This window comes from Bifidobacterium sp. ESL0763 (assembly GCF_029433395.1).
Classification (GTDB): domain Bacteria; phylum Actinomycetota; class Actinomycetes; order Actinomycetales; family Bifidobacteriaceae; genus Bifidobacterium.
Window position 1 is genome coordinate 1,226,476 of sequence record NZ_JAQTHW010000002.1, and the last position, 14,120, is coordinate 1,240,595.

Genomic DNA, 14,120 nt, shown 5'->3' on the forward strand with positions numbered 1-14,120 from the left:
TCCTCATTGGTTGTTCTATGGGAATTTCGGCCGGCGTCGCCGCTTGACGGACGACGCCGGCCCTCGTCATTGGCTCGGTCAGTCGACCGGGTGGCTCCTGAAGGCGGGTACCAGGCTCCTGACGATGTAGGAGAACGACACGGCGCCGGGATCCGGGGTGCCCAGGTCGCGCTCGCCGTGCGTCTTCGCCCTGCCCATCCTGGGCAGCAGCGACTTGGTGTCGTCGGCGGCCTTGCACGCGGCGTCGGCGGCCTGCTCCCAGGCGTCGGCGAAGCTGCCCGTGGCGTCGTTCAGGGTCTTGGTGAACGGCACGATGGCGTCGACCATGGTCTTGTCGCCGACCTTGGCTTTGCCGACGGCCATGATGCTCTCGCAGGCCTTGCTGACGCCCTGCTTGATGTCGTCGGCGCTGGGCTGGCTCTGGTCGCTCAGCTTGCCGGCCAGGCCCTTGAGCATGGCGCCCCACAGGGCTCCGGAGGTGCCGCCGGCCTTGTCGGCCCACCATTGCGCGGCGCAGCGCAGGGTGGTGCTCACTCCCGCTTCCTTCTCCACTTCCGACTCGGCGGCGTCGGCGGCGGCGTCGGCGCCTCGCTTCATGCCGATGCCATGGTCGCCGTCTCCGGCGATGGAGTCGATCCTGCCCAGCTCGTCGGCCTTGGCGTCGATGGTGTCGGCGACGGTGCGCATCATGGCCGCCAGACGCTTCGCCGAGGCCTTGGAGTCCTCGGAGGCCTCTTCGACCTCGGGACGGCCGTCGGCCTTCTGAGAGACCTCGTCCTGCGAGACGCGGACCTGGGAGCCGGTGTCGAGCTGGCCGCACTTGAACGCGGGCGAATCGGCGGGAGCGCCCCACAGCTTCTCCAATTCGTCGTCGAGCCAGAAGAAGGTGAGCGAGACGCCGCACATGTCGAAGCTCGTGCAGAACTCCCCGACCTGCGGATCGACGATGCGCACGCCCTTGCTCTCGAGCAGGCTGGCCACCTTGCGGTAGATCACGAACAGGCCTTCGGTCTTGAGGCTTCCCAGACCATTGACCATCGGCAGGATGCTGGGCTTGGCATCCTTGGCGCTGGCCGGCCTGTCCTTCATCAGCGCGTCGACCATCATCTCGGCCAGTCCGTCGGCCGTCGGCATGTCCGTCTCGTCGATGCCGGGCTCGCCGTGGATGCCCAGGCCGACGCCCATGCGTCCGTCGGGGACCTCGAACAGCGGTTCCTTCGCCCCGGGCAGCGTGCAGCCGCTGAAGGCCACGCCGATGCTCCGGGTGCGCTCGTTGGCCTCCTTCGCCACGCGCTCCACCTCGTCTAGGTCAGCTCCGGCCGCGGCGGCGGCGCAGGCCGACTTGATGACCGTGAGGTCGCCGGCGATGCCGCGGCGCTCCAGGTACTTGTCCGCGGGGGCGGAATAGATGTCGTCGCTGATAGGCAGCAGGCGCACGTCGATGCCCTCCTCGTGCAGCTGCTCGGCGCCCTCGGTGAAGTTGAGCACGTCGCCGGCGTAGTTGCCGAACAGCAGCAGCACTCCCCTGCCCTGGTCGGCGGCGCGGCAGACGCTCACGACCTCGCTGGCGGCGGGCGAGGCGAAGATGTTGCCCATCACGGCCCCGTGCGCCAGGCCCGGCCCGACGTAGCCGTTGAACATGGGATAATGGCCCGATCCGCCTCCGATGACCACGGCCGTCTGGGGCTGCGCGGACTTGGTGGCACGCACGACGCCGCCATAGCATCGGTTCACATACTGGCGGTTGGCGGCCACGAAGCCTTCGGCCGCCTCCTGCGCGAAACGTTCGGGATCGTTGACTAACACTGTCATCTGGTGCTCCTCCTGGTCAGATTCCCGACAATCGACCCGAACGGCCCGGCAGCTCTGCCTTGCCTTCGGATCCCAGGCTCCCTAGCCCATCGAATCCGGGAATAATCTAGATAATTACCCTCGGAGGGGAAAATTTTCGAATCGATAGGGCGAAATCAGTCAAATGCATCAAGGAAAAACGATTTGCGATGAAAATATTTTCATGCCGATACATCGCCGGCATCGGCATGGGCAGAGGGCTTCGACAGCATCGTCGATTGCATTACATCGTTTTACGCCATACAGGCGCGGCCGGCCCGGAACGCCTGCTAGAGGCCCAGGATCTGCGCGGCGGTGAGCTGGTCGACCACCAGGTGGGTGACCAGCTTGGAGTTGAGCGCGGAACGCAGCGCGAGAGCCTTGTTCTCGTCGGCCGCCACCACCATGCGGATGGGCACGCGCAGCAGCTCCTCGCGGCGCAGCCCGGTGGCCCGCCGGTTGACCGAGATGCCCTGAGTGCTGCCGTCCTCGCGGAAGAACGTGGAGGCGATGTCGCCGATGACATGCTCGCGGTTGAGCTCGTCGAAGTCCTCCTGCGAGAGCACCCCGCGGCTGAACAGGGGGCTGCGCTTGAACCCGAAGGGCGTGCCCACCGAGGTGAGGATGAGGTCGAGCTTCTTGCGCAGTTTGAGCACCTGCTGGATGCTGGTCTCCTTCCAGACCATCTCGCGGGTCACCTCGGAGTCGAAGATCACCGGCGCGGGCAGCAGGTGCACCTGGGCGTCGAAGGCGTTGCCGAAGCGCATGAGGATCTGGGTGAAGTAGTCCTCGCCGAACGACATCGTGTTGCCGAAGCCGTGCAGCTGCACGATCTGGATGTCGGAGACTCGTTTGGGGATCAGCTTGAAGGAGATGGACTCGGTGGTGCGCCCCCAGGTGATGCCCATGACCATGCCCGAGTGGACGAGCGTCCAGAGCAGGGAGACCGCCGCGTCGCTGACCATCGAGCGGCGCTTGTCGAGGTCGTGGATGCCGCCGGTGTCGACCACGGTGGCCTGGACCTGGAAGGTGTGCTGCAGGCGTTCGCGCAGCTTGATGTTGGAATCGTTGCGCCGGTTGACCGTGAACTCGACGATGTGCTTCTCGCGGGCCTGGGCCAGCAGCCTGGTGACCGTCGAGCGCGAGACGCCCAGCTCGTGGGCCACGGTTCCCGCCTTGAGCCCCTGGACCCAGTAGAGTTCCGCCGCGTCGGCCACACGCTCGTCCACACACGGGGATTGCTCGGACCTCGATTCGCCCATCCATGCTCCTTCGCATTTTTCATGTCGCCTATGGCACCGTAGCCATACGCCATCGTCGGGAGCCCTCGGCGGCCCCGCCTCCTGTCATTCTAGTCCGAGCGTTCCCATCATGCCGGCATCCTTCCAGCCACCGTCGCCACCGATGCGCCAGACGCCGCGACACGCCCGGGTACGCCGGCAGGCCCGACCGTTTATGCACATCGTCCCGCTTGATTTGCCTTGCACGGATGATTTCGGGAGACTGGAATACATCGGAACGGAAGATGGCACATACGGTGAGCGAAAGGCGGCGAGATGAATAGGCAACCCGAAGGGAGACAGCGGCCACGGGGCATAACCTCGATATCGAAAACCTCCATCATCACCCTGGTCTTGGGTGCCACCACCGTGCTGCTGGCCCTGCTGGCCCTGGCGCTGGAGCGCTATCTCTCCCGCGGCGCCTACGATCCGCTCGATGTGCTGGTGCTGCTACTTGAGGGCCTGGTCATCGTCCAGTGCGTCTCCTGCTGCCTGGCGACGATCTTCGTGGCGATCGTCGCGTTAGCGCTGCTCCCCCGCCATCGCAGGATGGTCGGGAAGATGGCGGGGAGCCTGGCCCTCACGCTGACGGGCCTGCTGCTCGGATGCCTGCCGCCGCTGGTCGTGGCCATTGGCACCCTCATCATGCGGAGCTGAACCGGCGGCCATCATGCCGGCCATACGAGTCTCGGCCAGCGCTTTCGTCATTGAGACCGAGCCGGCTCGCCGTTCTCCTCGCGCAGCAGGCGCAACGCGTGGTCGAGGTCCGCCGGATAGCTCGATTTCACCGTGGTCCACACCTTGGTGCGCGGATGCTTGAATTCCAGCTGCATGGCGTGCAGCCATTGCCGGCCCAGCCCCAGCCGCTTGGCCATCACCGGGTTGCCGCCGTACATCGGGTCGCCGACCAGCGGATGGCCGATCGAGGAGAAATGCACGCGGATCTGGTGGGTCCTGCCCGTCTCGAGGTGGACCAGCGCCAGGGTGGCCTCGCCGAAGCGCTCGAGCACGTCCCAATGGGTGACGGCGCGCTTGCCGGAGGCGGTGACGGTGAAGCGGAAGTCCGAGACCTTCGCCCGTCCGATGGGCGCCTCGATGGTGGCCTTGTCCTCCTTGAGGTCGCCCTGCACCAGGGCGTGGTAGGTCTTGACGACCTCGTGGGAGGAGAACTGGCGGCGCATCTCCTTGTAGGCGAGGTCGGACTTGCAGACGAGCATCAGCCCGCTGGTGCCCACGTCGAGGCGGCTGACGATGCCCTGCCTGCCCGGCGCGCCGAGCGAGGTGATGTGCGTGCCGCGGGCCAGCAGGCTGCCGAGCACCGTGGGACCGGTCCAGCCGGTCGAGGCGTGGGCCGCCACGCCCACCGGCTTGTTGACCACCACGATGTCCTCGTCCTCGTAGACCACGGCCATGCCGGAGGCGATGGGCTCCACCCTCTCGCGTTCGTCGACGAGGTTGAACTCCACGGTGTCGGTGTCGATCAGGGTGCCGGATTTGGAGATGTCGCGGTCGAGCACGCCGACCTGGCCGGTGTCGATGAGCTGGACCGCCTTCGAGCGCGAGACACCCAGCATCTTGGAGACGGCGACGTCGAAGCGTCTGCCCACGAGGTTCTCGGGAGCCGGTGAGAGCTTGGTCATCGCGCCGCCTTTCCATCCTGTCCGATGGCGACGTCGGCATCGGCATCGGTCTCAGTAGTGTCGGCGGCATCGGCATCGTCCGCGTCACCGGAGTCACCGTTGTCACCGCAACGGCCGCCCGCAGAGCCGGAAGCGTCTTCGAGGTCGCGCCTGCCCAGGGGCACCTGCGCGAAGATGAGAGCCACGACCATGACGGCCGCGACGAAGAGGATGATGTCGGCCACGTTGCCCACGGACCATCCGTAATTGAGGAAATCGACCACCTTGCCGTTCAGGAACCCGTCGGCGTAGACCACCCGGTCGATGAGGTTGCCCATGGCCCCGGAGAAGGCGAGGGCGAGCGCGACGGTCCACCACAGGCGCACGGCGCGCAGGGCCAGCAACGCCATCGCCACGCACGCGGCCAGCGCCAGGCATGAGATCAGCCACGTCACCGACGAGCCCAGCCCCAGCGAGGCCCCCGGGTTGCGCACCAGGGTCAGCGACAGCAGGTGCGGCACGGCCACGACGGTCCTGCCGTCGCCGAGCGCGCCGAGAGCCCAGAGCTTGCTGGCCCTGTCGGCGGCGAGGGCGAGCAGCGCGACGGCAACGAAAACGGCCACGCGTACGCGCAGCCGTTTGGACGTGTTGGTCTTCATCAAGCTACCGGCTCAGTCCTTGGACGAGTCCATCTTGTTGTAGGTGCTGGTGTCGGAGACCTGCGAGACCAGCTGGCCGAGGAACTCGGTGAGGCGGGTGCGGTACTCGGTCTCGAACTGCTTGAGGTTGGCGATGTTCGTCTCCACGACCTTGGACTGGGACTCGAGGTTGTCGCGCACCTGCTGGGCGTAGGTCTCGGCGGCGGAACGGGTCTTCTGGTCGTACTCGGCCGCGCGCTTCTGCACCTCGGCCTCGTACTTGTCGGCCTCGGAGTGCTTGTCCTTGGCGTAGCCGTCGGCGGCGGAACGGGTCTTCTGCGCGTAGGAGTCGGCGTCGCCGCGCGTGCGCTTGCTGTAGTCGTCGGACTCGCTGCGTGTGCGGGAGGAATAGTCGTTGGCCTTGTTGACCAGGTCCTGGTACTTGACCTGGCTGGCGTCGGTGATCTCCTTGGCCTTGGCCTTGCCCTTGTCGACGTACTGGTCGTGCAGCTGCATGGCCAGGGTCAGCATGGCGGTGGCGCGCTCGGGCTCGCTGCCCGCGCCGGACGCCGCGCCCGCGATCTTCTGCAGGCTGCCGGTCTGCGTGTCGGGCTCGACCTTGGAGACCTGGGCGCGCAGCTGGTTCTCGCGCTGCTTGGACTCCTCGAGCTGCTTGGAGACCTCCTGCAGCTGCTTGGACTGCGCCGCGGCCTTCTCGACCTGCTGACGGGCCTGCTGGAGCTGGCGCGAAAGGTTCTCGTTGGTGGAGCGGAACTCGTCACGCTCGCGCTTGACGGCGGTGAGCTGGTCGCCGAGGTCCTGCTTGCCCTGGGCCTTCGCGGCCTGGGCGGTGAGCTGGTCGATCTGGGCGTTGAGCCGGTCGACCTGTTCCTTGAGCTGCTTGTTCTGCTCGGCGAGCGCGCGGTTGCTCTCCTCGGCCTCGGCGAGCTTGGAGGAGGCGACCTTGGCGGCCTGCGAGGCCTGCGCAAGCTGCGCGTTGCCGTCGCCGCCCTTGGAGGACGCGGCCTTGAGCGTCTCGTTCTCGCGGGTCAGGGTCTGCACCTGGCCGGTCAGCTCCGAGATCTTGCTGTTGAGGTTGCCGACGTCGGGCCCGAGCGACTGGGTCGACTGGCCGCCCTGCAAGGCCTGCTTGCCGAGGGCCTCCACGGTCTCGGTGACCTGGTCGAGGAAATCGTCGACCTCCTCGACGTCGTAGCCTTCTTTGAAACGAACAGTCTGGAAGGCATGTTCCCTGATATCCTTCGGCGTTAACAGTGCCATAAACCTTTACACCTCACTTTGGGCTTGATGCCTCTAACATTAATATCTCTTTGCGATAGTACACCACATAGTGTACCCGCCATCCCGCCGAAACGGCGAGACGTGAGCCATCGCACGGGCCGGACCGGCGATGCGCGCACGCCGGCGATCGGCCGTCAACGGGCTGCGTCCGGAAATCGAACCCGGCGACCGCGCCCCGCGTGGCCCAGACGAACATGACTCAGACGAGCATGATGAGCACCTGCAGCACGGCCAGGGCGAACCAGAGCACCACCGGCGTGAAGTCCATGCCGGCGTTGCCCACGCGCATCACCGGGATGAAGCGGCGCAGCCAGCGCAGCGGCGGGTCGGTGAGCGCGTAGAAGACGTTGAAGATGGCCATCACCACGCGGTTCGGCCGCCACCTGGGCAGCAGCACGGCCACCCAGTCGATGATGACCCGGATGAAGAGCACGGTCATGTAGAGGCCGATGAGCCAGTTGATCAGCGCTTTGAGCAGGAAGAAGAGCATGGGGCCTCAGAAGAGATCGGCGTCGGGGTCTTTGGTGTCCTCCACCTTGATCTTCACCTGCGAGGGGCTCAGCAGGAAGACCCTGGGAGTCACCCGCTCGATGGAGCCGCGCACGCCGAAGACGACGCCGGCGGAGAAGTCGACGATGCGGTAGGCCACGGATTCGGCCAGGCCGGTGAGGTTGAGGACCACGGGGATGCCGTCGCGCACGGCGCGGCCGACCTTCTGCGCCTCGTCGTAGGACTTGGGGCAGATGGTGGCAATGCGGCTGAGCCGGCCGGCCGGGAAGGTGTGGGAGCCATGGCTCGGCGCGGACTGGGCCGGCGCCGGGGACTGCTGGAGCACGGGGGTCACCGTGGCGTCGGAATCGAAGTCGGTGGAGTCCGGCTCGTCGTCGATCATCTCGTCGTCCTCGTCGTCGTCGACCACGTCAGTCATGCCCAGATACGACATCGCCTTTTTCATATACCCAGCCATAGCAAAGTCCTTTCACTCTTCTTGTTCAGCGCAGAAAATCGGGGATGTCCAGATCGCCGGGATCGTCCGGCGCGGAGGCCTGCGAGTCGTCCGGCAGCGGGACCGACTCGTCGGGCTGCGCGATCGTGGGGGCGTCGAGGTCGGGCAGCGTGCCCGTGGCCGGCTCGGCGGCGGCATCGGCCTGCCCCAGCGCGGGGACCTCGGCGGAGGCCAGTGTGGCGTCGTCCTTCTTCGACTCGGCGTCGAATCCGGCGGCGATGACGGTGACGCGCACCTCGTCGCCATAGGCGTCGTCGAGGGCGAGGCCCCAGATGATCTGGGCCTCGGGGTGGATGGCCTTGCGCACCAGCTCGGTGGCGTCGCTGGCCTCCTGCAGCTTCAGGTCGGTGGGGCCGGCGATATTGATGAGCGCGCCGTGGGCCCCCTCGATGCTCTCCTCCAGCAGCGGCGAGCTGATGGCGATCTCGGCGGCCTGGGTGGCGCGGTCCTCGCCGCGCGCCGAGCCGATGCCGAACAGCGCCGTGCCCGCGCCGCGCAGGATCGCGGTGACGTCGGAGAAGTCGACGTGGATGTAGGAGTTCATCGTGATGAGGTCGGTGATGCCCTGCACGCCGGCCAGCAGCGCGGTGTCGGCGGTCTTGAAGGCGTCGACGATGCCGATGGTCTTGTCGGAAAGCTCCAGGAGACGGTCGTTGGGGATGACGATGAGCGCATCGACTTCCTTGCGCAGGTTCTCGATGCCCAGCTTGGCGCTGGCCGCGCGCTGCGGGCCCTCGAACTGGAAGGGCCTGGTGACCACGGCGATGGTGAGCGCGCCCTGCTGGTGCGCCGCGCGGGCCACGATGGGGCTGGCGCCCGTGCCGGTGCCGCCACCCTCGCCGCAGGTGACGAAGACCATGTCGGCGCCCTTGAGCGCCTCCTCGATGTCGGACTGGTGGTCCTGGGCCGCCTTGGCGCCCTTCTCCGGGTCGGCTCCGGCGCCGAGGCCACGGCTGGAATGATCGCTCAGCGAGATCTTCACATCCGCATCGCTGCGAAGCAAGTCCTTCGCGTCCGTATTGATCGCGACGAATTCAACGTTCTGCAAGCCTTCTGCGATCATGCGGTTGACGGCGTTGCCGCCGGCTCCGCCGACACCGACCACCTTGATGCTCGTCTTGTCGTTGAAATTGTCATTCTGGGCAATCTCGCTCACCATAGTCTCCTGTCACTTCACGGTTATGCCAATTATTCTATCGCAGAACACGCCTACAATAAGACTATTTCCCGGTATGTACCACGGGTTTCTTTGATTTTTCGATGATTCCGTGATACACAGCCGCCGTTTCGCTCAGTAGCTGGCGTCCATCGGGTCGTCGCCGAAGAGCCGCTCGCGCTCCTCGTGGGTGGTGGTGCGCGAGTCGAACCAGCCGTAGGGCACATGCACCTTCTTGGCGTAGCGCACGCGGCCGCGCGGCTTGTCGACCACGCGCTCCGGGTAGGTGGTCGAGGGGTCGAGCCGGTCCATCACCTTTCTGACGTCGTCGAGCGTCTCGGATTCCATGAACTCGCGCCGGGTGGAGCCGCCGACCGGGAAGCCCTTGAGGTACCAGGCGATGTGCTTGCGCAGGTCGTGCACGGCCATGCGCTCGTCGCCGTCGTAGAAGCGCACCAGCAGTTGGCCGTGGGCCATGATGATCCCGAAGACGCCGCCCAGGGTGGGGCTGAAGCGCTCGTCGGAGCCGGCGAAGGCGTGCTTGATGTCGGAGAAGAGCCACGGGCGGCCCTGGCAGCCACGGCCGATGGCGACGCCGGCGCAACCGGTCTGACGCACCATCTCCAACGCGTCCTCGGCGCCCCAGATGTCGCCGTTGCCGAACACCGGCACGTCGACGGCGTCCACGAGCTCGGCGATGCGGCTCCAGTCGGAGTGGCCGCCATAGTATTCGGCGGTGGTGCGCGCGTGCAGCGTCACGGCGGCGCATCCCTCGTCCTCGGCGATGCGGGCCGCGTCGAGGAAGGTGGTGTGATCGGCGTCGATGCCCACGCGGATCTTGGCGGTCACCGGGATGTTCGCCTCGGCGCACACCGCCACCACGCGGTGGATGAGCTCGCGGAAGAGGTCCATCTTCCACGGCAGCGCCGAGCCTCCCCCGCGCTTGGTGACCTTGGGTACCGGGCAGCCGAAGTTGAGGTCGACGTGGTCGGCCAGGTCGCCGTCGACGACCATGCGCGCAGCCTGCGCGGTGATGTTGGGGTCGACGCCGTAGAGCTGCAGCGAGCGGATCTTCTCGGTAGGCGCGAAACGGCACAGGCGCAGCGCCTTGGGGTTGCGGGCCACGAGCGCGCGGGCGGTGACCATCTCGGCGACGTAGAGCCCGTCGGGGCCGTAGGCGCGGCAGATCGAGCGGAACGGCCAGTTGGTCACACCCGCCATCGGAGAGAGGACCACCGGCGTTTCGACGTGGATGGGCCCCAGGTCGACCGGCGCGATCGCGGGCAGCGGCTTGCCGTCGTCGGGAGCCTCGTATTCGCCGGCCGCGGCGCTGGTCGCCTCCGGATCGAGCCCGGGCAGCGCCTTGAGCGCCTCGTCCCAGCCCTCGTCAAACCGCTGCCGCGCCTCGGAGTAGTCCACCCTCTTCAGCCATTCCTCAAAGTTCTTCACGTATCCTCTTATCCGCTTATCCGCTTGTTAAATTCAGTTCGCAAGATCCGAACTGACGTGGTTGGGGTCGGGATATACCATTCGCGACACGCTCCGGGCTGAGCCGTCAAGCAGGAAGTCCAGTGGACTTCCTGTAGGCTCAGTGAGCGCGAAGTATCGAGCGCGAAGGCAAAATCTCCGATTTTGCTCGGCCAAGTCTTTACGGTCTCGAACGGCATATCCCGACCCCAACCACTCAACCATATTGATCTTTTATCCGCTTCCAAGCCGAAGCAGGTGCGCGCTCAATCGAAAGTACGAACCAGACAAATCCCGAAAGGAAAGAGCGGCTTGAAACGCTGAGTGCTCGGGGTCGGGATATGCGATGTCAGACCGTATGACTTGGCCGAGCGGCCCGGAGCGTGTCGGACATCGTATATCCCGACCCCGAGCACGTCGGTCCGGTTTTCGCGATTACTGCTTAGTAGAGCCCACCGGCTTCGGCGACCTTTACGGGGGCGGACTCGTCGACGCCAGACTCACGCGCGAAGTCGACGCCTCCGTCGGCCGCGGTGGTGCCGACGATCGAGGCCGGTCCCTCCGGGTAGCGCACGCGCTTCTCGCCGATGCGGTCGGCGACGTACTTGGCCACGTTGTCGAGGTCGACGCGCTCCTGCTTCATGGAGTCGCGCTCGCGGATGGTCACGGCGTGGTCGTCGGCGGTGTCGAAGTCGACGGTGATGCACAGCGGGGTGCCGATCTCGTCCTCGCGGCGGTAGCGGCGGCCGATGGCACCGGCCTCGTCGTAGTCGATCATCCAGTCGTGCTGGCGCAGTTCGGCGGCCAGGTCGTGGGCGATGCCCTGCAGCGGAGCCTTCTTGCTCAGCGGGAAGACGGCGGCCTTGACCGGGGCCAGGCGCGGGTCGAGGCGCAGCACGGTGCGGCGGTCGACGCCGCCCTTGGTGTTGGGCGCCTCGTCGACGGCGTAGGCATCCACGAGGAAGGCCATGAGCGAGCGGGTCAGGCCCGCGGCCGGCTCGATGACGTAGGGGATGTACTTCTTGCCGTTGACCTGGTCGAAGTAGGCGAGGTCCTCGCCGGAGTGCTCCTGGTGGGCGGAGAGGTCGAAGTCGGTGCGGTTGGCCACGCCCTCGAGCTCGCCCCAGTCGCTGCCCTTGAAGCCGAACTTGTATTCGATGTCGACGGTGCGCTTGGAATAGTGCGCGAGCTTCTCGGCGGGGTGCTCGTAGTGGCGCAGGTTCTCCGGGTTGATGCCGAGGTCGGTGTACCAGCGGGTGCGGGTGTCGATCCAGTACTGGTGCCATTCCTCGTCGGTGCCGGGCTCGACGAAGAACTCCATCTCCATCTGCTCGAACTCGCGGGTGCGGAAGATGAAGTTGCCGGGGGTGATCTCGTTGCGGAAGGACTTGCCCATGTTGGCGATGCCGAAGGGCGGCTTGCGGCGCGCGGAGGTCATCACGTTCTTGAAGTCCACGAAGATGCCCTGGGCGGTCTCCGGGCGCAGGTAGTGCAGCGAGTTGTCGTCGTCGACCGGGCCCAGGTGGGTGCGCAGCATCATGTTGAAGTCGCGAGGCTCGGTCCACTGGCCGCGGGTGCCGCAGTCGGGGCAGACGATGGACTTGAGGCCGTCCTCGGGCATCTTGTCGCCGTGCTTCTCGGCGTAGGACTCCTGCAGCTTGTCGGCGCGCTGGCGCTTGTGGCAGTTGAGGCATTCGATCAGCGGATCGTTGAAGACCTTGACGTGGCCGGAGGCCTCCCAGACGGCGGAGGGAAGAATAATAGAGGTGTCGACGCCGACGACGTCGCCGCGGGTGACGACCATCGAGCGCCACCATTCGCGCTTGATGTTGTCCTTCAGCGCCACGCCCAGCGGGCCGTAGTCCCATGCGGAACGCGTGCCGCCGTAGATCTCCCCGGCGGGGAACACGAAACCACGGCGCTTGGCCAGCGACACCACTTCATCAAGTTTGGATTGAGACACGACACACCTTCCGATTATTGGTTGAGAGTCCTGGAACGATATGGGGCCGATTTTATCGGCACAGCGTGACACACCGGACGCGTGGCGAAGCCGTTCGCGCACGGCGCGGGCCGTTGGTTGTCGTTCAGGACTTCTAGCGTTCATATCATAGGCGCGAAGGCGCGGACATATATATGGCATATGCATGCAGACGAGCGAAGGAGCCGGAATGGCACAGAACAACGCAACGCAGATCGACCGCAACGCCGAGCGACAGGAGGTGCCCGTCGACGAGAAAACCGGCAAGCCCTACATCAACACCGTGGCGGCGCTGGCCATCGCTCCCAGCGGCACCGGCGCGGAGCTGAGCGAATACGTGGCGCAGGTGATCGACGTGATCCGCAGGTCCGGGCTGCCCTGCGAGACCAACGCGATGTTCACCAACATCGAAGGCGACCTCGACCAGGTGCTCGCCGTGGTGCGCGAGGCGAGCATGACGCTGGCCGGCAAGGGCTACCGCACCGGCGTGACGCTCAAGCTCGACATCCGCCCCGGCTTCGAGGGACAGATCCACGAGAAGCAGGAGCTCGTTGACAGGATTTTACGTCAAACGAAGTAAAAAACAGCCTAGTCAACACACGGCAATCCGTTCGCATACCGGGATTCCGGCCTTTGCCGGTCTATCAAAAGGTATATGTTTGAACACATGATAACGATGAAAAACGTGGCGGAGAAGGCGGGAGTCTCTATCTCCACCGTTTCGCTCGTACTCAACAACAGGGACGCCGGCCGCGTCAAAGCGAAGATCGCGGCAAATGTACGGCAAATCGCCGACGAGCTCGGATACAAGCCGAATCCGATGGCCCGCTCGCTGCGCACCAGCAAGACCGGCATCCTCGGCTTCGTGGCCGAGCAGATCCAGGACATTCCCTACACCTCCCAGACGCTGCAGGGCGCGCAGGACGCCGCGGGCCAGCTGGGCTACATCATCCTGCTGGTCGACACCGACGGGTCGGCGAGCCAGTCCGAGCAGACCTCGGCGCTGCAGCGCTACGGCATGGACGGCTTCCTCTATTCCAAGCCCTCCAGCCAGGTCACCGAGGTGCCCGAGGACCTGGTGCACTCACCGCTGGTGCTCATCTCCACCAACACCGTCGACAACCGCTTCCCCATCGTGGAGCCCAACGAGTTCCTCGTTGGCTACGACGCCACCAAGAGGCTGCTCGACTCCGGCGCCAAGAAGATCGCCTACATCGGCAACACGAAGCCGACCATCGCCCAGGCCACCAGGCTCGAAGGCTACCGCCGCGCGCTCAAGGAGGCCGGCACGCCCTTCGACAAGAAGCTGGTCACCAACGTCTCCAGCAACGAGGAGGCGCTCGCGACGGTCTCGAAGCTCTTCGACGACGAGCACCCCGACGCCTTCTTCTGCTACGACGACGGCCGCTGCTGGTACGTCTACGAATGCGCGGCGCGGCGCGGGCTGACCGTGGGCAAGGACCTTTCGGTGATCGGCGTGGGCAACACCCCAATCATCACCCACACCTTCACCCCGAAGCTCACCACCATCGCCATGCCGAACTACGAGATGGGCTACTGGGCGGTGTGCAAGCTCGTCTCGCTGATTGAGAAGCGCGCGCTGGGCGACCATCCCTTCCCCGACAACCTCGACAACCTGCCGCCGGTGGATTCGCCGATTCCCGCGCAGGTGCACTGCAAGCTCATCGACAACGACTCGGTGATCGGTTCGGGCAAGTGATTCGGGCGAGTCAATAACGATATCCCCTCGCCGCGCGACCTTGGGCGGCGAGGGATGACGGCCGGCCGGCGACGGCGGCCATAAAGCCACGGCGGCACACCAACGCCGTGGCTTCGCTGTT

13 protein-coding genes are annotated in these 14,120 nt (G+C 65.8%); 3 read left to right on the forward strand and 10 right to left on the reverse strand.

The features are described from left to right. Window positions 1-78: 78 nt before the first annotated feature. Both PT282_RS05830 and PT282_RS05835 read right to left on the reverse strand, forming a co-directional pair. A complete protein-coding gene (locus tag PT282_RS05830; protein ID WP_277168596.1) occupies window positions 79-1,812 on the reverse strand; it encodes a dihydroxyacetone kinase family protein in 1,734 nt (577 codons plus the stop codon). Window positions 1,813-2,120: 308 nt separating this feature from the next. Then, window positions 2,121-3,092: a sugar-binding transcriptional regulator gene (locus tag PT282_RS05835; RefSeq protein WP_277168597.1), complete on the reverse strand. Its 972-nt coding sequence runs from the start codon at window positions 3,090-3,092 to the stop codon at window positions 2,121-2,123. A 294-nt stretch (window positions 3,093-3,386) separates the two neighbouring features. On the opposite strand from PT282_RS05835, the gene PT282_RS05840 reads away from it, so the two are divergent. Further along, complete coding sequence (locus tag PT282_RS05840) at window positions 3,387-3,767, forward strand: hypothetical protein (protein ID WP_277168598.1); 381 nt, start codon at window positions 3,387-3,389, stop codon at window positions 3,765-3,767. A gap of 47 nt (window positions 3,768-3,814) precedes the next feature. On the opposite strand, the gene PT282_RS05845 is transcribed toward PT282_RS05840, so the two are convergent. The 8 genes from PT282_RS05845 to PT282_RS05880 all read right to left on the reverse strand — a co-directional run bounded on the left by PT282_RS05845 (window position 3,815) and on the right by PT282_RS05880 (window position 12,261). Continuing rightward, window positions 3,815-4,750 (reverse strand): RluA family pseudouridine synthase, encoded by a 936-nt coding sequence (locus tag PT282_RS05845; protein ID WP_277168599.1) that lies wholly within the window; start codon window positions 4,748-4,750, stop codon window positions 3,815-3,817. Further along, entirely contained in the window at window positions 4,747-5,388 is a 642-nt protein-coding gene (locus tag PT282_RS05850) for a signal peptidase II (protein ID WP_277168600.1), read from the reverse strand. Before PT282_RS05850 ends, PT282_RS05845 begins: the two co-directional genes overlap by 4 nt. A 12-nt stretch (window positions 5,389-5,400) precedes the next feature. After that, on the reverse strand, window positions 5,401-6,648 hold the full coding sequence (locus tag PT282_RS05855) for a DivIVA domain-containing protein (RefSeq protein ID WP_277168601.1): 1,248 nt from the start codon (window positions 6,646-6,648) through the stop codon (window positions 5,401-5,403). Window positions 6,649-6,868: 220 nt separating this feature from the next. Then, window positions 6,869-7,159 carry a YggT family protein gene (locus PT282_RS05860; RefSeq protein WP_277168602.1) on the reverse strand — a complete coding sequence of 97 codons (291 nt, stop codon included), beginning with the start codon at window positions 7,157-7,159 and terminating at the stop codon, window positions 6,869-6,871. Window positions 7,160-7,165: 6 nt separating this feature from the next. Continuing rightward, window positions 7,166-7,636: a cell division protein SepF gene (locus PT282_RS05865; protein ID WP_277168603.1), complete on the reverse strand. Its 471-nt coding sequence runs from the start codon at window positions 7,634-7,636 to the stop codon at window positions 7,166-7,168. Between the two features lie 25 nt (window positions 7,637-7,661). Further along, a complete protein-coding gene (gene ftsZ, locus PT282_RS05870; RefSeq protein WP_277168965.1) occupies window positions 7,662-8,831 on the reverse strand; it encodes a cell division protein FtsZ in 1,170 nt (389 codons plus the stop codon). A gap of 135 nt (window positions 8,832-8,966) precedes the next feature. Next, a complete protein-coding gene (dusB, locus tag PT282_RS05875; RefSeq protein ID WP_374114165.1) occupies window positions 8,967-10,052 on the reverse strand; it encodes a tRNA dihydrouridine synthase DusB in 1,086 nt (361 codons plus the stop codon). Between the two features lie 688 nt (window positions 10,053-10,740). Further along, window positions 10,741-12,261 (reverse strand): glycine--tRNA ligase, encoded by a 1,521-nt coding sequence (locus PT282_RS05880; RefSeq protein WP_277168604.1) that lies wholly within the window; start codon window positions 12,259-12,261, stop codon window positions 10,741-10,743. 208 nt (window positions 12,262-12,469) lie between these two features. On the opposite strand from PT282_RS05880, the gene PT282_RS05885 reads away from it, so the two are divergent. Together PT282_RS05885 and PT282_RS05890 are read left to right on the forward strand one after the other, a co-directional pair. Then, window positions 12,470-12,859 (forward strand): thiamine-binding protein, encoded by a 390-nt coding sequence (locus tag PT282_RS05885; RefSeq protein ID WP_277168605.1) that lies wholly within the window; start codon window positions 12,470-12,472, stop codon window positions 12,857-12,859. An 87-nt stretch (window positions 12,860-12,946) separates the two neighbouring features. Next, window positions 12,947-13,999 (forward strand): LacI family DNA-binding transcriptional regulator, encoded by a 1,053-nt coding sequence (locus tag PT282_RS05890; RefSeq protein ID WP_277168606.1) that lies wholly within the window; start codon window positions 12,947-12,949, stop codon window positions 13,997-13,999. The last annotated feature ends 121 nt before the right edge of the window (window positions 14,000-14,120 follow it).

Coding starts and splice junctions, on each gene's coding strand:
- PT282_RS05830 (WP_277168596.1), bottom strand. CDS start 1,812: ATGACAGTGTTAGTCAACGATCCCGAACGTTTCGCGCAGGAGGCGGCC.
- PT282_RS05835 (WP_277168597.1), bottom strand. CDS start 3,092: ATGGGCGAATCGAGGTCCGAGCAATCCCCGTGTGTGGACGAGCGTGTG.
- PT282_RS05840 (WP_277168598.1), top strand. CDS start 3,387: ATGAATAGGCAACCCGAAGGGAGACAGCGGCCACGGGGCATAACCTCG.
- PT282_RS05845 (WP_277168599.1), bottom strand. CDS start 4,750: ATGACCAAGCTCTCACCGGCTCCCGAGAACCTCGTGGGCAGACGCTTC.
- PT282_RS05850 (WP_277168600.1), bottom strand. CDS start 5,388: ATGAAGACCAACACGTCCAAACGGCTGCGCGTACGCGTGGCCGTTTTC.
- PT282_RS05855 (WP_277168601.1), bottom strand. CDS start 6,648: ATGGCACTGTTAACGCCGAAGGATATCAGGGAACATGCCTTCCAGACT.
- PT282_RS05860 (WP_277168602.1), bottom strand. CDS start 7,159: ATGCTCTTCTTCCTGCTCAAAGCGCTGATCAACTGGCTCATCGGCCTC.
- PT282_RS05865 (WP_277168603.1), bottom strand. CDS start 7,636: ATGGCTGGGTATATGAAAAAGGCGATGTCGTATCTGGGCATGACTGAC.
- dusB (WP_374114165.1), bottom strand. CDS start 10,052: ATGGCGGGTGTGACCAACTGGCCGTTCCGCTCGATCTGCCGCGCCTAC.
- PT282_RS05885 (WP_277168605.1), top strand. CDS start 12,470: ATGGCACAGAACAACGCAACGCAGATCGACCGCAACGCCGAGCGACAG.
- PT282_RS05890 (WP_277168606.1), top strand. CDS start 12,947: ATGATAACGATGAAAAACGTGGCGGAGAAGGCGGGAGTCTCTATCTCC.